Consider the following 17,072-nt stretch of genomic DNA (forward strand, 5'->3'; position numbering starts at 1 on the left):
GAGGCCCCGGCGAGTTCACGCTCGCCGGGGCCTCGCCTGTGCCCCCGTTCATCCATTCGTCGTCTCTTTCGGCCGCGATCGGAATATCGACCAGACCTCGCGCTGTTAGAGTTGTCGACTGTCTCGAATCGATTCGACCCCGCGAGGAAAACTGCTCTGTGACCACTGTTCTGCACCCCGGTGACGCGCTCACGCGCCGCCAACGACTCGTCTACGTCCTCATCCTCGGTGCGCTCACCGCGCTCGGGCCCTTCACGATCGACCTCTATCTGCCCGCGTTCCCGGTGCTCGAGCGCGAACTCGACGTGCAGGCCGCGCTCATCCAGCTGACGCTCACGGGCACGACGGTCGGTTTCGCGGTGGGCCAGCTGTTCATGGGGCCGTGGAGCGACAAGGTGGGCCGACGACTGCCGCTCATCATTGCGACGTCGGTGCACATCGCGGCGAGCGTGGGCGCGGCGTTCGCGCCCGACATCGTGTGGCTCAGCGTCTTCCGTGTGCTGCAGGGCATGGGCGCGGCGGCCGGCGGCGTCGTGGCGATGGCCATGGTGCGCGACCTGTTCGGTGGCAAACCGCTCGTGCGCATGCTCTCGCGGCTGGCGCTCGTCAACGGCCTCGCCCCGATCCTCGCTCCCGTCATCGGCTCGCAGCTGCTGCGGGTGGTCGATTGGCGCGGCATCTTCGTGGTGCTGGCGGCCTACGGCATCCTCGTGCTCGTCGCCGTCTCGTTCTTCATCGTCGAGACGTTGCCCCAGGAGCGCCGTGTGGGCGCCGGGCACTCGACCGTGCGTCAGCGCTACAAGTCGGTCTTCAGCGACCGTGTCTTCGTCGGGGTCGCGCTCATCGGCGGCATGAGCTTCTCGGGCCTCTTCGCCTACCTGTCGTCGTCCTCGTTCCTCTTCCAGCAGGTCTACGGGCTGGATGCTCAGCAATACGGTTTCCTCTTCGCGGTCAACTCGATCGGCATCGTCATCGGCGTGCAGGTCTCGTCGCGGCTCATGCGCCACTACGGCGCGCAGTGGATTCTGTCAGTCACGACGGCCGTGCAGCTCGTCGCGGCTCTCACCATCGTGGCGCTGGCGGGCACGGATGCGGGCCTCCTCGGCATTCTGATCCCGCTCTTCTTCTTCATCATGGCGTGTGGTTTCGGTTTCCCGGCCGTTCAGGTTCTGGCCCTCGTGAACCACGGCCACGAGGCGGGCACGGCGGCGTCTCTGCTGGGCGCGATGAACTTCGGGTTGGCGGGCATCATCTCGCCGCTCGTCGGTGTCTTGGGCATCGGCACGGCCGCACCCATGGGCATCGTCATGGCGGGCACGGCGGTCATCTCCGTGCTGTCGCTGTGGCTGATCGTGCGCCCGCGCACGGTTCCGGCGCTGGCGAACTAGCGCGCTTCGACCGCGTCTCGTCGTCGCACGGCGTTCGCCCCGACACCGATCCTGATGTCGGGGCGTTCGTCAACCCCGACCGTTTACCGGTCGACGCGTTGGCTATCGCGGCCGGGCGCGGGCAGGATAGTCCCTATGCCCCGAGACATTGCCGCCAGAATCGGCGAATCGAACGCCACGCCGACCGAGCGCCACCTCTCGAGGCGGTGGCCGATCATCAGCGGCGCGCTCGCCCTTCTCATCGCCGGGCTCATCGTGCCGCTCGTGCTGTCGCGCAACGGCGACCTGCCGTTCGGGTTCGACACGGAGTTCCTCGACGAGATGATCGAGAACCGCGGGCCGGTTCTCGACTTCTTCGCCCACGGGATGGATTTCCTGGGCGGCGGCGTCGTGGGCATCTACGTCGTCCCCCTCGCGATCATCGCCGTTCTGCTGATCATCCGCCGTCCCTGGGCGGCCATCTTCTTCACGATCTCGACGGTTCTGAGCGCCGGCGCCGTGCAGCTGATCAAGAACGTCGTCGGCCGGCCGCGCCCCGAGGACATGTTGGTCACCTCGGATTATGGTTCATTCCCCTCGGGGCATACGGCCAATGCGGCCACCCTCGCCGTGGCGCTCGGAATCATCTTCCCGAAGGTCTGGGTGTGGATCGCGGGGCTCTTCTACACCGTGCTCATGCTGCTGTCGCGCACCTATCTCGGGGCCCACTGGTTGAGCGACACGCTCGGTGGCCTGCTGATCGGCGTGGGCGTGGCCCTCATCGTCTGGGCACCCTTCGCCACGCGTTTGCGCGGTGAACCCATACCCCGGGCATCGTCGGGTGGCCCATCGGATGCCGGCGCCCCCGCCTCCGACCCGACGACCGGTTCGACGGCCCGATGACGATCGACGCGGGCCTCAACTGGGCGGGCAACCACCGCTATACCGCGGGGCGTCTGGCTGCGCCGACGACGATCGGAGAGCTGCGCGCCGAGGTGACGACGGCCGATCATGCGCGCGCGATCGGGTCGCGGCATTCATTCAACGCCCTGTGTGACACCGAGGGCACGCTGATCTCGACGGCGTCGCTGTCGGGCGACATCCTCATCGATCACGATGCATTGCGCGTGCACGTGCCCGCGGGAGTGCGCTACGGCGAGCTCAGCCATCGCCTCGAGGCCGAGGGATTCGCGCTTCCGGCCATGGCGTCGCTGCCACACATCTCCGTGGGCGGCGCCATCGCCACGGGCACCCACGGGTCGGGTGATGCCGCGCAGAGCCTCGCCGCCACGGTCTCGGGCCTCGAGCTCATGACGGCCGACGGCGACCTGCGCCGGCTCGTGCGCGGTGACGACGATTTCGCGGGAGCCGTGGTCTCACTCGGCGCGCTCGGCATCGTCACGCGGGTCACGCTCGATCTCGAACCCACCTATCAGGTCGAGCAGCGCGTCTATGAGGGCGTCCCGGTCGACGTTGCGCTCGAGAACCTCGACGCGATCACGTCGGGCGCCACCAGCGTCAGCCTGTTCACCACCTGGAAGAACCCCGACGTGATCGATCAGGTGTGGCACAAGCGCCGACCCGACCGTGATGCGGATGCTCCGGCCACCGTCTTCGGTGCCGTTCCCGCCTCGGGCCCGCGCCATCCCGTGCCCGGCAACCCCGCGTTCGCGTGTACGACGCAGCTCGGCGAGCCCGGCGCGTGGCTCGACCGCCTTCCCCACTTCCGGCTCGATCACACCCCGTCCTCGGGGGCCGAGATCCAGTCCGAATACTTGGTGCCGAGGCGCCATGCGGTCGACGCGTTGCGCGCCATCCGTTCGCTCGCGGGCCGCATCGCGCCGCTCCTGCAGGTGGCCGAGGTGCGCACGGTCGCGGCCGACGACCTCTGGCTGAGCCCCGCCTCCGGCGAGGATGTCGTGGCCCTGCACTTCACCTGGCATCCGCGCACGACGGAGGTCCTCGCCCTCCTCCCCACCCTCGAGGCCGCCTTGGAGCCGTTCGAGGCGCGCCCGCACTGGGGGAAGGTGTCGACGATCGGTGCTGACCGTTACGCCGAGCTCTACCCGCGGCTGCCCGATTTCCGCGACCTCGTCGACCGTTTCGATCCCCACGGGGTGTTCCACAACGCGCAGTTGCGGGCGACGGTCCTGCCGTGACCGGGTCCCTCATCATCCGACCGTTCGAACCCGCCGACGAGGCCGATCTCGTCGACATCTGCCTGCGCACGGGCGCCGCTGGTGAGGATGCCTCACACCTCTACGCATCGCCCACCCTGCTCGCGGATGTCTATGCCACGCCCTATGCGCGCCACGATCCGTCGCTCGCGCTCGTCGTCGACAACGGCCGGCGCGCGGTCGGCTATGTGCTCGCCACGGCCGATACCCGCGCGTTCGCGCAGTGGTTCAGCGGCACCTGGTGGCCGAGCGTGCGGCCCGATCCGGTCGTTCCGAGCGACGCCGCGCTCGTGACATCCGCCGACGACCCCGAGCGGATGCTGCTCGCCGATGTCGATCGTTATCCCGCGCATCTGCACATCGACCTCCTGCCGGAGGCTCAGGGCCGAGGCCTCGGACGTCGACTCATGGGGCAGACATTCGACCGCCTGCGCGAGCGGCGCGTGCCAGCCGTGTACCTCGCGCTCGACCCCGCCAACACGGGCGCCGGCGTCTTCTACGAACGACTCGGGTTCACGCCCCTGCTGACCAGCAACCCCAACGGCTCGGTGCGCGGCCTCGACCTCTAGGCGGTTGCGGCGGCGGGCAGGGTGAGCGCGGGTGCGACGGCGGCCTCGGCCTGCGCTTCAGCGTCGGCGGGGGAGTGATCGTGCGCGCTCTCGACGGCAAAGATCATGCGCTTCAAGAATTGACTGATCGTGCGGATCTCATCGGCGCTCAGGCTGTCGGCCGCGGCGACCATGTTCTGGTGCATGCGTCCGAGGGTGGCGCGCACTTCGTCGTCGCTGCCATCGGTGGCCGTCACGATCGACGAACGCCGGTCGGTGGGATGCGGCGCCCGACGCACGTGGCCGCTCTTCTCCAGCCGGTCGAGCAAAATGGTCGTGGATGCCGTCGAGATCTTCAGCAGCTGTGCGAGCTTGCCGGGCGTCATCGTTTCGCCCGCCTTCGCCGAGCGCAGCAGGTAGCGCAGGGCCAGCAGGTCGGTCTCGCCCATGCCCATCGAGTCGCGCGTGTCGCGGCGCATCTGCGTCTCGGCAGCGCGGTATTGCCGGAACAGGTTCAGCACGTCGACACTCGTCACGGCCGTCGCGGTGTCGTCGGCACGGTCGTACCAATACCCGGATCGGCCCAGCTGATTGTCGGTCATCCGTTAAAAGTAACCCATGCGTCTGCCGCCGACCGAGCGATATCTCCTATTCGGAGCGCAGTGTTGGCTTTCGCTCGAACCAATACAACATGTGCGGGTTCGTCACCTGCAGCTCACCCAGAGTGACCGGATGCTGCAGCCTCTGCACGGGCGCCCGCAAACGCCCCACCAGCAGCTCCATGTCGTGCCGCCCCCAGTATTCGCCGCGCAGTCGCACCAGCGCCCGCTCGTCGTCGTCCAGCACGAACAGCTGCGGATGGGCCTGCGTGGCCATGGTGCGGTGCAGATCGAGCACGAGAGACCGGCTCACACCCGAGACGGGGATGGTGACGCGGCGGCCCCAGATGGTGCGGCGCACGATCTCATCACCAGAGACGCGCACCTCGACGCTCAGGAAGAGGGCCGCCCAGACCGCGGCCGCGAGCACCGTGACGACGAGCAGACCGACGACATAGGGGAAGGCCGCCGAATCCCGGCTCAGCCACAGGAGGACGCCGAAAATGGGCACGACGATCATCGCAGCGGCCAGAAGGCCCTGCCCTAACAACGCGCGTCGCGGTTTGACCGTCAACACATCGGTCACCGTGTTCCCCCCAGGAAGGCTTGCTCGGGTGCGTTCGATAAACGACCCGTTACGACCGAGGAAAGCCTAGCCGTATGTAGGCGAGTGAGTGGGGCGTGGGGTGTGACGGTCGTGTTAAATCGCTGGTGGGGGTGCGTTTTGGGGATGGGGGAGTGGGGTGTGTCGGGGTGTCAGGATGCCGGAGTGTGGGGAAGTGGCGGGTGAAGAGCATGCCCATAAAAGGGGAAGCCCGCGGAGCGGGCTGCGCATGCTGTGCGGAGGATGGTGGACCCCGTCGGGCTGGGTTCCCCAGCCCTCCTCCTCGAATCGCTGTGTTTGTTTGCCAAAAAAGGAGAAAGGCTCGCCCTAAAGGGGCGAGCCTTTTCCATTTGGCGGAGGATGGGGGATTCGAACCCCCGAGGGCTTTCACCCAACACGCTTTCCAAGCGTGCGCCATAGGCCACTAGGCGAATCCTCCAGATGTGTGCTCGGCGGCAACACGACCTCAAGTATCCTACCCGGTCGCGGAGGGTGCCCGTGACCGCATCCGGGCTCGCGCGTGGGTTACACTGGTTCTCGGCTCCTCGCGTGGCGCCATCCAGGCCAATTCCCCCAGGACGGAAACGTAGCAAGGGTAACCGGGCTCTGGCGGGTGCGCGAGGGGTCATTTTCTTTGCCCTGCACAGGTGTGCATTCGCCCCGCATCGAGGTGCCGCCAAGGTTCGCCGCAATAGGCTGGAAACCGTGGCACACAGCATCTACATCACCTCTGCAGAAGGACACTCCGGCAAGTCGACCGTGGCATTGGGGGTGCTCGACACCCTCAGTCACGAAACTCCGCGCGTCGGCGTGTTCCGGCCCGTGGCCCGCACCGGCGCCGAGGGTGACTACGTGCTCGACATGCTGCTGGCGCACGATGCCGTTTCGCAGAGCGCCGCAGATGCCGTCGGCGTCACCTACGACGAGGTCCACACCGATCCCGATGCCGCGCTCGCCCGCATCGTGCAGCGCTTCAAACGGGTCGAGGCCGAGAGCGACGCGGTCGTCATCCTCGGTTCCGATTACACGGATGTCGGCAGCCCCACCGAGCTGGGCTACAACGCGCGCATCGCCGCCAACCTCGGTGCCCCCGTCGTGCTCGTCCTGGGTGGGCGCGTCGGTCAGGGCATGGGCGAGCAGCTCGGCGGGTCCGAGCCGCGCGGCGCCGACGACATGCGCCAGATCACCGAACTCGCACTCGCCGAACTGCAGAGCGAGCACGCGCAACTCCTGGCCGTGGTGGCCAACCGTGCCGACCCCGACTCGCTCGACGAGATCGTCGCGGCCATCCGCTCGGTCCTGCCCGGTGGCAGCGGCGCGCACGGCGACACCGGTTCCAGCTCGTCCCACACCGCGGGCGACAGCGCCACCACGATCCCGGTCTGGGCCATCCCCGAAGACCTCTTCCTCATCGCCCCCAGCATGCAGTCGATCCTCGAATCGGTCGACGGCACGCTCATGTCGGGTGACCCGTCGCTCCTCAGCCGCGAGGCGCTCGGCGTGGTCGTCGCCGCCATGTCGATGGAGAACGTGTTGCCGCGCCTCACCGACGGCGCCGTCGTCGTCATCCCGGGTGACCGGTCCGAGGTCTTGCTCGCCGTGCTGCTAGCCCAGGCATCCGGCACCTTCCCGTCGGTCGCCGGCATCGTGCTGAACGGCGGGTTCGAGCTCGCCGACTCCATCACCACGCTGCTCGATGGCCTCACGCCGGCCGTCCCCATCATCCGCACCGCGCTCGGCAGCTATGACACGGCCGTGCGCATCACGCAGACCCGCGGGCGCCTCGCCGCCGACTCGCAGCGCAAATACGACACCGCCCTCGCGCTCTTCGAGAACAGCGTCGACGCCGAGCAGCTGCTCGAGCTGCTGCACGTCAGCCGCACCAACGTGGTCACGCCGCTCATGTTCGAGTACACGCTGCTCGAGCGGGCCCGCCAGAACCGCCGCCACATCGTGCTTCCGGAAGGGTCCGACGACCGCGTGCTGCGCGCCGCCCACACGTTGCTGGCGCGCGACGTGGCCGAGCTCACCATCCTGGGCGAAGAGATCGAGGTGCGTTCACGCGCGCTCGACCTCGGCCTCGACCTCTCCAAGGCCCAGATCCTCTCGCCGTTCGACGACGTGCTGCGCCTGCGGTTCGCCGAAGAATACGCGCGCCTGCGTGCCCACAAGGGCGTCACGGTCGAGCTCGCGCGCGACACCATCACCGACGTCTCCTACTTCGGCACCATGATGGTGCACCTGGGGTTGGCGGACGGCATGGTCTCGGGTGCGGCGCACACGACGGCTCACACCATCCGACCCGGTTTCGAAATTATCAAGACGAAACCGGATGTCGGGGTGGTCTCGAGTGTCTTCCTGATGGCGCTCGCCGACCGCGTGCTCGTCTACGGCGACTGCGCCGTCATCCCCGACCCGACGGCCGAGCAGCTCGCCGACATCGCGATCTCGTCGGCCGCCACCGCCGAACAGTTCGGCATCGAGCCGCGCGTGGCCATGCTGTCCTATTCCACGGGCGAATCGGGCCAGGGAGCGGATGTCGAGAAGGTGCGCGCCGCGACCGCCTTCGTGCGCGAGCGCCGCCCCGAGCTGCTCGTCGAGGGCCCCATCCAGTACGACGCAGCCGCCGATCAGGCCGTCGCTGCCGCCAAGATGCCCGGGTCGAAGGTCGCCGGCCAGGCGACGGTGTTCATCTTCCCCGACCTCAACACGGGCAACAACACCTACAAGGCCGTGCAGCGTTCGGCCGGTGCCGTCGCCATCGGCCCCGTGCTGCAGGGCCTCAACAAACCCATCAACGACCTGTCCAGGGGAGCTCTCGTGCAAGACATCGTCAACACCGTGGCCATCACCGCGATCCAGGCGGCAACGGCATGAGCGGCATCCTGGTCGTCAACTCGGGTTCGTCGTCGTTCAAGTACCAGCTGATCGACAGCGAGTCGGAAGAAACCCTCGCCTCCGGCCTGGTCGAGCGCATCGGCGAGTCCGAGGGCGTCGCGGTGCACCGCCGGCCCGGCCACGACGAGGTCCGCGTGACCGAGCCGGTCGCCGACCACGCCGCGGGGTTCCAGCTCATGCTCAAGGCGTTCGACGAGACCGGCCCGTCGCTCACCGAGCAGCCTCCCATCGCCGTGGGCCACCGCGTGGTGCACGGCGGCAAACGCTTCTACGAGGCAACCGTCGTCACCGACCTGGTCAAGATCAACATCGACGACCTCGCCGACCTGGCACCGCTGCACAACCCGGCCAACCTGCAGGGCATCGAGGCGGCCCAGAAGGCGTTCCCCGACGTGCCGCACGTGGCCGTCTTCGACACCGCGTTCCACCAGACGCTGCCGCCCGCGGCCTATCGCTACGCCATCGACCAGAAGGTCGCCGACCAGCACCGCATCCGCCGCTACGGCTTCCACGGCACCTCGCACAAATTCGTCTCCGAGGCGGCGGCCGAGTTCCTCGGCCGCGAGCTCGGCGAGCTCAACCAGATCGTGCTGCACCTCGGCAACGGCGCCTCGGCGACCGCCATCGAGGGCGGCCGCTCGGTCGACACCTCGATGGGCATGACGCCGCTCGAGGGCCTCGTCATGGGCACGCGTTCGGGCGACATCGACCCCGCCGTGCTGCTGCACCTCAACCGCAAGGCCGGCTACGACTTCGCGGCGCTCGACGAGCTGCTCAACCGCAAGTCCGGTCTGCTCGGCCTCTCGGGTCGCGGAGACATGCGCGACCTGCAGGAGCGCGCGGGCGAAGGGGATGCCGGAGCCATCGAGGCGCTCGACGTCTACCTGCACCGCATCAAGCGTTACGTCGGCGCCTACTACGCCGAACTCGGGCGACTCGACGTCATCGTGTTCACGGCGGGCGTCGGAGAGAACGTGGCGGCCGTGCGGGCGGGGGCGTTGGCGGGCATGGAGCGCCTCGGCATCTGCATCGACGCCTCGCGCAACGAGTCGCGGGAGCGGGGCATCCGCCGCATCTCGACCGACGACTCCGAGATCACGGTTCTCGTGGTGCCGACGAACGAGGAGCTCGAGATTGCGCGGCAGACGCTCGCGGTCACGCAGGGCTGAGTCGGCTTCGCCGTCCCGGTGGTCGCGCTGACGGCCGCGGTCGCCATCCTCGGTTCCCGGTCGGGCCGCGCGCCCCGCTCGATAGACTGAGGAATACAAGCGCGCCATCGGTCGTTGAATCGGTGCGAGCCACAAGTACAAGGAGTTCCGGCATGGCTGATGTTCGGCGGGTCAAACTTCCCGGTGTGGGCGTTCTTCACACGTTCGTCACCGACGACGGCGGCAAGGTCGGCGTCATCGCGCACCGCTCGGGTCACAGCGACCTGATCACGTTCAGCGACGACGAAGACGGTTCCGACGCCACCAAGGTGTCGCTGCGTCTCTCCGAAGACGAGGCGCACACGCTCGCCGAGCTGCTCGGCGGCACCCAGATCACCGAGTCGCTCACGGCCCTCGACCAGATCCCCGGCCTGTCGATCGACTGGTTCCGCGTGGACTACGAGGACTACATCGCCGGCCAGCCGCTCGGCAACCCGGCCGAGCGCGGCATCGTGGGCCTCACGGTCGTCGCCGTCGTGCGCGGCGAATCCGCCAACCCGGCGCCGTCGCCCGACTTCCGCGTCTTCCCCGGAGACACGCTCGTGGTCGCCGGCTCGCCCGAAAAAGTGGCAAAAGCATTCATGTTCTTCCGCACCGGCTCGAAAACCAAGGCCGGCGTCGACTCTCCGCCCGGGGGTTAGCCCATGCACCTCGGCGAAGACCTCATCATCCTCGGCGTCCTCCTCGTCATCGCGTATGTGCTCGGACGCCTCGGAAAACTGATCGGCCTTCCGGCCATCCCCATCTACATGATGGTGGGTTTGCTCGCGAGCCCGAACAGCGGATGGTTCCCTATCTCGTTCGACGGGTCCTACATCGAGCTCATCGCGGTGTTCGGCCTCATCCTGCTGCTGTTCAACCTCGGCCTCGAGTTCGACCAGGACGAGTTCGTCGAGAACGCCGGCAAACTGCTCATCTCGGGCGGAACCTACATCGCCTTCAATATGGCGGCGGGCATCGCCTTCGGCTTCATCGTCGGATGGGGCGCCAAAGAAGCCCTGATCATCGCGGGCATCACGGCCACCTCGTCGAGCGCCATCGTCACCAAACTGCTCATCGAGCTGAACCGCCTCACCAACCGTGAGACCCCGATGATCCTGGGCGTCACGGTGGTTGAGGACATCTTCATCGCCATCTACCTGGCCATCGTGGGCGTCGTGCTCTCGGGCGAGACCGAGCTGTGGCCGGTGATCGGCAAGCTCGTCATCGCCTTCGCGTTCATCATCGCCATGTTCGCGATCGCGCGCTACGGCGGCAAACTCGTATCGCGGTTGTTCCGCACGAAAGACGACGAGCTCTTCACCATCCTGTTCTTCGGCCTGGCGGTGCTCTTCGGCGGCATCGGCGAATTCCTCGGCGTCACCGACGCCATCGGCGCCTTCCTGATCGGCCTCGTGCTCGGCGCCACGCGCTACCGCAACCGCATCGAGAGCGTCGCCGTGCCGTTGCGGGATGTCTTCGGCGCCTTCTTCTTCCTCAACTTCGGTCTGGCGCTCAACGCGTCCGAGTTCGGCAGCGTGCTCGTGCCCGTGCTGGCCGCCGTCGGCATGACCATCCTGCTCAACATCATCGCGGGGCAGTTCGTGGCCTGGCTCAACGGACTCGGGCCCCAGGCGGGCATCAACACGACCGTCATCCTGCAGAACCGTGGCGAGTTCGCGCTCATCCTGGCGACCCTGGCGGTGAGCGCGGGGCTCGATCCACGCATCTCGCCCTTCGCCGGACTCTACGTGCTGATCATGGCCGTCATCGGGCCCGTGATCGCGTCGCGGTCCGAGCAGATCGGTCGAGTCATCCTGCGCAGCCCCAAGCAGAAGGCCGCGCGGCGCGAGAAGACGGCGCGCTCGGCCGACCCCGTGCTCGACGAGGCCGAACGCCTCGTGGCCGCGGCGACCGCACCCTCTGCTGCGGACGGCACGTCGCGGGATCGTTCTGCGCGTGGTCAGGTGCCCGCCGGCACCCGAACGGATGCCGCAGCAACCGCCACCGCCGACGACGACACGGCAATCGACGCCGCCCTGGCCGACGCCTTCGGCAGCGGCTCGGACGAGCAGCGCGCTCGACGTCCGCGCGAACCCTTCGGCGACCCGCTCGAGGAGCCCGACATCGACCCGATGGATGCCGAGCTCGCGCGCCCCCGCAGCGGAAGCAACTCCGGGGGCAGTCGCGACCTCGAAGCGGATGACGCGGCCCGTGCCGCCGCCGACGATGCGGCTGTCGCCCGCGAAGCAGCTCGCCGCGCCGGCCACGACGAGGGCCGTGCGGCCGGTCACGACGAAGGTCACGCCGCGGGCCGGGACGAAGGTCATGCCGCCGGGCGCCGCGAGGGCCACGCCGCGGGTTTCGAGGCCGGATTCGAGGCGGGCCACGACGCCGGCCGCGCCGCCATCGTCGACCCCGACCCCTACAGCCACTCGGCCCCCGAGCGGCCCGTACCCCCGCGCGAGGGCGGCCCGAAGCCGAGGCCCGCTCTCGGCACCGGCCCAGGCGAGCCGGATAACATCGAGCGTCTGATCGAGCAGGCCATGCGCCAATCAGACGACGAGCGCCCCCGAAAGCGAGAAGACGATTACTAACGAGAACGCCGCGGCCGTGGCCCCCGATGAGCGGCCGAAGCCCGACCGCACCATCGTGCGCGTCATGGTGCGGCCGCGCTGGATCGCCATGTTGCTGCTCGCGATCGCCATCGCCGGAGCCTTCGCGTGGCTGGGCCACTGGCAGCTCGAGCGCGCCGTCGTCCCCGCGGCCGATACCGCCGAGGTGAGCGAGATCGCCCGCCCCATCGGGCAGGCCCAGACGCCCGGCAAACCCATGTACGACACCTCGATCGGCCAGACCGTCACGGCCGAGGGGCGCTACGTTCCGGGCGACTTCAGCGTCATCACCGAGCGCGTGCAAGACGGCCGCGCGGGTTACTGGGTTGCGGCGCACTTCGAGCAGAAGGCCGGCTCCGAGGGCACGACCGGTCCCGAAGGGGCCGCGATCGCCGTGGCCGTCGGATGGACCGAGAGCGAAGAGGTCGCCAAGGACGCCGCCGCCCAGCTCAACGCCCAGCCCGCGGCATCCGACGATGTCACCGTCACCGGGCGACTCATCCCGGGCCAGGCGCCCGAGACCGCCGAGGACGGCGACCCCAACGTGCTCAACACCATGGCCGTTTCTGCGCTCATCAACCGTTGGCAGGACATGACCGGCCACGACGTCTACGGCGGCTACGTGATCGCCGGCGACCCCGCCGAGGTGGGACAGGTCGACGGGCTCGAGGCCATCGACGCGCCCCCGCCCGTGCCCGAGACGACGGTCAACTGGCTCAACATCTTCTATGCCGTCGAATGGGTCGTTTTCGCGGGGTTCGCCGTGTTCCTCTGGTACCGCCTCGTGCGTGACACCTGGGAGCGCGAATACGAGGAGAAGCTCCTGGCCTCGGGACCTGGCCCCGAACCCGTTCGCGTAGACTAGGGCCATGCCCCTAGAACCTCGACAGAGTGATCTGCCGCGCATCCGTGGCGCTCTGCGCTTCTACCAGATCGCGTCGGTCATCACCGGTGTCATGTTGCTGCTGCTCTGCACCGAGATGCTGCTGAAATACGCCATGGGCTTCGAGATCGAGCTGGGCGGCGGGTCCGGTTTCCTCGGCCTCGTGCCCGTCGACACCGTCACGGGCGTGAACCTGTCGACCGGCATCCTCATCGCACACGGCTGGTTCTATGTGGTCTACCTCTTCAGCGACTTCCGCCTGTGGTCGCTCATGCGCTGGCCGTTCAGCCGCTTCATCCTGATCGCCCTGGGTGGAATCGTCCCGTTCCTCTCCTTCTTCCTCGAGGCCAAAGTCGGCCGCGAAGTGAAGGCCTATCTTGCTTCCCGCGCCGAGCGCGCCAACACCCCCACGGAGGTTTCCCATTAGCGAGAAGGCCACGAGCCAACGACCCGTCCTCGTCGTCGATTTCGGTGCGCAATACGCGCAGCTGATCGCGCGACGCGTGCGCGAGGCCGGCGTCTATTCCGAGATCGTCCCGCACTCCATCACGGCCGAAGAGGTGGCGGCCAAGAACCCCACCGGCATCGTGCTGTCGGGCGGCCCCTCCAGCGTCTACGAAGAGGGCGCCCCGGCGCTCGACAGCAAGATCTTCGACCTCGGCGTGCCAACTATGGGGATCTGCTACGGCTTCCAGGTCATGGCCCAGTCGCTCGGTGGCGAGGTCGCCCACTCGGGCCTGCGCGAATACGGTTCGACCGGCGCCACGATCACGGGCGACGGCGGCACCCTGCTGGCCGGGCAGCCCACCGATCAGACGGTGTGGATGAGCCACGGAGACCAGGTTTCCAAGGCGCCCGAGGGCTTTGAGGTGCTCGCCTCCACCGGTTCCACCGCGGTGGCCGCCTTCGGCAACGACGAGCGCAAGCTCTACGGCGTGCAGTGGCACCCCGAGGTCAAGCACTCGGCCCACGGCCAGGCCGTGCTCGAGAACTTCCTGCACCGGGCCGCCGGCATCCCCGCCGATTGGAACCCGGGCAACGTCATCGCCGAGCAGGTCGACAACATCCGCGCCCAGGTGGGTTCGGCCCGCGTCATCTGCGGTCTCTCCGGCGGCGTCGACTCCGCGGTCGCGGCCGCGCTCGTGCACAAGGCCGTCGGCGACCAGCTGGTCTGCGTCTTCGTCGACCACGGCCTGCTGCGCCAAGACGAGCGCCGTCAGGTCGAAGAGGACTATGTGGCCTCCACGGGTGTGCGCCTCGTCACGGTCGACGCCCGCGAGCAGTTCCTCACGGCCCTCGCCGGGGTCACCGACCCCGAGCAGAAGCGCAAGATCATCGGGCGCGAGTTCATCCGCAGCTTCGAACAGGCCGAGGCCGATCTGGTGCGCGAGGCGCAGGCCGATGGCGAGCCCATCCGCTTCCTCGTGCAGGGCACGCTCTACCCCGACGTCGTCGAGTCCGGCGGCGGCACGGGCACGGCCAACATCAAGAGCCACCACAACGTCGGCGGCCTGCCCGAAGACCTGCAGTTCGAGCTCGTCGAGCCGCTGCGCACCCTGTTCAAAGACGAGGTGCGCGCGATCGGTTCCGAGCTCGGTCTGCCCGACGTCATCGTGCAGCGCCAGCCGTTCCCCGGCCCCGGTCTCGGCATCCGCATCGTCGGCGAGGTCACGGCCGAGCGCCTCGAGCTGCTCAAGAAAGCCGACTCCATCGTGCGCGAAGAGCTCACGGCGGCCGGTCTCGACCGTGAGATCTGGCAGTGCCCGGTCGTGCTGCTCGCCGACGTGCGCTCGGTGGGCGTGCAGGGCGACGGCCGCACCTATGGTCACCCGATCGTGCTGCGCCCCGTGTCGAGCGAGGACGCCATGACGGCCGACTGGACGCGCCTGCCCTACGATCTGCTCGCCCGCATCTCCAACCGCATCACCAACGAGGTCGACGGTGTGAACCGCGTCGTGCTCGACGTCACGTCGAAGCCGCCGGGCACCATCGAATGGGAGTGAGTGCGGGCGCCTGACGCCGTGCACAGAAGAAGGGCCGTTCCTGTGGGAACGGCCCTTCTTCGTTGTTCGTGCGGCTCGGCGGAGCCGGCAGCGCGGCGACTAGTCGCGGGCGATGGCCAGCATGCGCAGGATCTGCAGGTAGAGCCAGATGACCGTCAGCATGATGCCGAACACGCCGGTCCAGCCGTACTTGCGGGGGGCGCGGTTGCGCACACCCTGCTGGATGGCGTCGAAGTCGAGCACGAGCGAGTAGGCGCCGAGGAGGACGACGAAGACGCCGAGGATGAGACCCAGGGGGATGCCGAAGACCTCTCGCGAGTCCAATCCGAAGCCGGTGTCAATGACGCCGAAGGCCATGAGGCCGACGTTGATGAGCGAGTAAACGAGGTAACCGACCATACCGATCATGAAGATCTTGGTGGCGCGCTTCGAGGCACGCACCTTGCCGCTGGCGAAGAGGGCGAGCGTGACGCCGACGACGGCCAACGTGGCGAGCACGGCCTGGCCCACGACGCCGGGGTACATGGTCTCGAACGCGAGCGAGATGGCTCCGACAAAGACGCCCTGCACAGCGGCGTAGGCCATGATCAGGGGCGGCGACGGCTCTTTCTTGAAGATGTTCACAAGCGCGAGCACGAAGCCGACGATGCCGGCGAGCATGACGACGCTCATAGCGGACGGCGCTACCGAGACGAGCAGCCAGCCGGCCGCAGCGCCCACGAGGAGCACGCCGAAAGCGATGATGCTCTTCATCACGGTGTCTTCGACCGACATGCGGTCGGTCTGCACGGAACCAGCGGCGGGCTGGTTGTACATGTCTTGCAGCTGGTCGGCGGAGACAGGAGGCACGGCGAGCGTCTGCCCGTTTGCGCCCTGGAACGCTCGGTTATTGAAAGCCGGGTTGTTCGATGCAGCCATTTCTGGTTGTCCTTCGTCGTTGGAGCGATGCGTGTGGGGTTTCTCGTGGTGCGAGAGATTCATTCAACAGTAGTAGAGAACGCTGAGAACTGTCCCTTATTCCGGGGGCACCGGGGCCTCCCGGGGCATGCAGGAGGCAGTGAGATGTCTGGGACGAGTGGCGCGGGCGAGTCGCTCGAGACGTGCGCAGCTGTGCGGCAAGCGCTCGGGCGACGATGGTTAGCTGGACGGCATGACTGAACGCGAGAAGCACGGCCGCAGCGAACCCCTCGTCATCGGGCATCGTGGCGCCCCGGGCTATCGGCCCGAGCACACGCGCTCGTCCTACGAACTCGCGTTCGAGATGGGGGCGGATGCTGTCGAGCCCGACCTCGTGGCCACGCGCGACGGTGTGCTCGTGGTGCGGCACGAGAACGAGATCTCGGGCACGACCGATGTGGCGGAGCATCCGGAATTCGCCGACCGCCGGCGCACGACCACGGTGGATGGCCGCGAGCACACGGGTTTCTTCACCGAGGACTTCGATTGGGTCGAGCTGCAGACCCTGCGTGCGCGTGAACGCCTGCCCCGGGTGCGCCCCCGGAGCGCCGCGTTCGACGGCACCGAACCGCTGCTGCGCCTCGAGGACCTGCTCGAGATCGTGGATGCCGCCTCCGAACGCCGCGGCCGGCAACTCGGGCTGGTGGCCGAGGTCAAACACGCCACCCATTTCGCATCCATCGGCCTGCCGCTCGACGAGCTGGTCGCCGATGCGCTGGCGTCGTTTCCGGCCGATCATCTCGTCGTCGAATCGTTCGAGGAGACGGTGTTGCGCCAGCTGCACGATCGCGGCCTCGGCGGGCGCGGCGTCTACCTCGTCGAGAAGGCGGGCGCGGCCTTCGACCGGGTGGCCGCCGAGGGGTCTGATGCGCCGAGCTACGCCGAGCAGCTGACATCCGAAAGCCTCGCCGCCTTCGGGACGAGCGCGTGGGTGCGGGGCATCAGCGTGGACAAGAGCCTGCTGCTGGGCGCCGACGGTTCGGAAGAGCAGCGCGCCGATGGGGCCGCCCTGGTCAATCTCGCCCACCATTCCGGCCTGGATGTCTTCACGTGGACGCTGCGGCCCGAGAACCGTTTCCTCACCCCGGCGTTCCGGCTGGAGGGCGCCAAGGATGCGTTCGGCGATTGGCGTGGCGAGTTCCAGGCGGTGCTCGAAACCGGCGTCGACGGCGTCTTCGTCGACCACCCTGATCTCGGCCGGGAGAGTGTCGGTGGTGCCGCTTAGACTTGGGGG

General features: G+C 68.0%; 15 protein-coding genes, 1 tRNA gene and 1 other RNA gene. 13 read left to right on the forward strand and 4 right to left on the reverse strand.

All coding sequences use genetic code 11. From position 1 onward, the window contains the following. Positions 1–158 precede the first annotated feature (158 nt). The 4 genes from ACUWEX_RS04085 to ACUWEX_RS04100 all read left to right on the forward strand — a co-directional run bounded on the left by ACUWEX_RS04085 (position 159) and on the right by ACUWEX_RS04100 (position 4,113). Positions 159–1,388, forward strand: a complete 1,230-nt coding sequence (locus tag ACUWEX_RS04085) for a multidrug effflux MFS transporter (RefSeq protein WP_079726965.1) — start codon at positions 159–161, stop codon at positions 1,386–1,388. A 135-nt stretch (positions 1,389–1,523) separates the two neighbouring features. Next, the gene (locus ACUWEX_RS04090) at positions 1,524–2,270 is read left to right on the forward strand and encodes a phosphatase PAP2 family protein (RefSeq protein ID WP_445997201.1); all 747 of its coding nucleotides are present in this window, start codon (positions 1,524–1,526) and stop codon (positions 2,268–2,270) included. Next, complete coding sequence (locus ACUWEX_RS04095; RefSeq protein WP_445997202.1) at positions 2,267–3,526, forward strand: FAD-binding protein; 1,260 nt, start codon at positions 2,267–2,269, stop codon at positions 3,524–3,526. Before ACUWEX_RS04090 ends, ACUWEX_RS04095 begins: the two co-directional genes overlap by 4 nt. Beyond that, positions 3,523–4,113, forward strand: coding sequence for a GNAT family N-acetyltransferase (locus tag ACUWEX_RS04100; RefSeq protein WP_445997203.1), 591 nt, complete (start codon positions 3,523–3,525; stop codon positions 4,111–4,113). Before ACUWEX_RS04095 ends, ACUWEX_RS04100 begins: the two co-directional genes overlap by 4 nt. Here ACUWEX_RS04100 and ACUWEX_RS04105 read toward each other — a convergent pair. The 3 genes from ACUWEX_RS04105 to ACUWEX_RS04115 all read right to left on the reverse strand — a co-directional run bounded on the left by ACUWEX_RS04105 (position 4,110) and on the right by ACUWEX_RS04115 (position 5,734). Further along, complete coding sequence (locus ACUWEX_RS04105) at positions 4,110–4,694, reverse strand: MarR family winged helix-turn-helix transcriptional regulator (protein WP_445997204.1); 585 nt, start codon at positions 4,692–4,694, stop codon at positions 4,110–4,112. The genes ACUWEX_RS04100 and ACUWEX_RS04105 overlap by 4 nt on opposite strands. 46 nt (positions 4,695–4,740) lie before the next feature. Next, positions 4,741–5,277 (reverse strand): hypothetical protein, encoded by a 537-nt coding sequence (locus ACUWEX_RS04110; protein WP_445997205.1) that lies wholly within the window; start codon positions 5,275–5,277, stop codon positions 4,741–4,743. Between the two features lie 369 nt (positions 5,278–5,646). Continuing rightward, positions 5,647–5,734: transfer RNA gene (locus ACUWEX_RS04115), tRNA-Ser, on the reverse strand. Between the two features lie 97 nt (positions 5,735–5,831). Here ACUWEX_RS04115 and ffs point away from each other — a divergent pair. The 8 genes from ffs (at position 5,832) to guaA (ending at position 14,881) form a co-directional block, all read left to right on the forward strand. Then, positions 5,832–5,928: signal recognition particle sRNA small type (gene ffs, locus ACUWEX_RS04120), an RNA gene on the forward strand. Between the two features lie 72 nt (positions 5,929–6,000). Further along, entirely contained in the window at positions 6,001–8,172 is a 2,172-nt protein-coding gene (gene pta / locus ACUWEX_RS04125) for a phosphate acetyltransferase (RefSeq protein ID WP_445997206.1), read from the forward strand. Beyond that, complete coding sequence (locus ACUWEX_RS04130) at positions 8,169–9,362, forward strand: acetate/propionate family kinase (protein WP_445997207.1); 1,194 nt, start codon at positions 8,169–8,171, stop codon at positions 9,360–9,362. The genes pta and ACUWEX_RS04130 overlap by 4 nt, the downstream gene beginning before the upstream one ends. A 152-nt stretch (positions 9,363–9,514) precedes the next feature. Next, complete coding sequence (locus ACUWEX_RS04135) at positions 9,515–10,042, forward strand: cation:proton antiporter regulatory subunit (RefSeq protein ID WP_077053802.1); 528 nt, start codon at positions 9,515–9,517, stop codon at positions 10,040–10,042. A 3-nt stretch (positions 10,043–10,045) separates the two neighbouring features. Beyond that, the gene (locus ACUWEX_RS04140; protein ID WP_445997208.1) at positions 10,046–11,977 is read left to right on the forward strand and encodes a cation:proton antiporter domain-containing protein; all 1,932 of its coding nucleotides are present in this window, start codon (positions 10,046–10,048) and stop codon (positions 11,975–11,977) included. 16 nt (positions 11,978–11,993) lie between these two features. Continuing rightward, positions 11,994–12,860 carry an SURF1 family protein gene (locus ACUWEX_RS04145; protein ID WP_445997209.1) on the forward strand — a complete coding sequence of 289 codons (867 nt, stop codon included), beginning with the start codon at positions 11,994–11,996 and terminating at the stop codon, positions 12,858–12,860. A gap of 4 nt (positions 12,861–12,864) precedes the next feature. Continuing rightward, positions 12,865–13,305, forward strand: a complete 441-nt coding sequence (locus ACUWEX_RS04150; protein WP_079726974.1) for a DUF3817 domain-containing protein — start codon at positions 12,865–12,867, stop codon at positions 13,303–13,305. Then, positions 13,301–14,881 (forward strand): glutamine-hydrolyzing GMP synthase, encoded by a 1,581-nt coding sequence (gene guaA / locus ACUWEX_RS04155; RefSeq protein ID WP_079727909.1) that lies wholly within the window; start codon positions 13,301–13,303, stop codon positions 14,879–14,881. Before ACUWEX_RS04150 ends, guaA begins: the two co-directional genes overlap by 5 nt. 99 nt (positions 14,882–14,980) lie before the next feature. Here guaA and ACUWEX_RS04160 read toward each other — a convergent pair whose 3' ends face one another. Beyond that, entirely contained in the window at positions 14,981–15,799 is an 819-nt protein-coding gene (locus tag ACUWEX_RS04160; RefSeq protein WP_445997210.1) for a Bax inhibitor-1/YccA family protein, read from the reverse strand. Between the two features lie 232 nt (positions 15,800–16,031). Between ACUWEX_RS04160 and ACUWEX_RS04165 the strand changes: the two genes are divergently transcribed. Further along, a complete protein-coding gene (locus ACUWEX_RS04165) occupies positions 16,032–17,063 on the forward strand; it encodes a glycerophosphodiester phosphodiesterase family protein (protein ID WP_445997211.1) in 1,032 nt (343 codons plus the stop codon). Positions 17,064–17,072: the final 9 nt, after the last annotated feature.

Source organism: Okibacterium fritillariae (assembly GCF_052783725.1).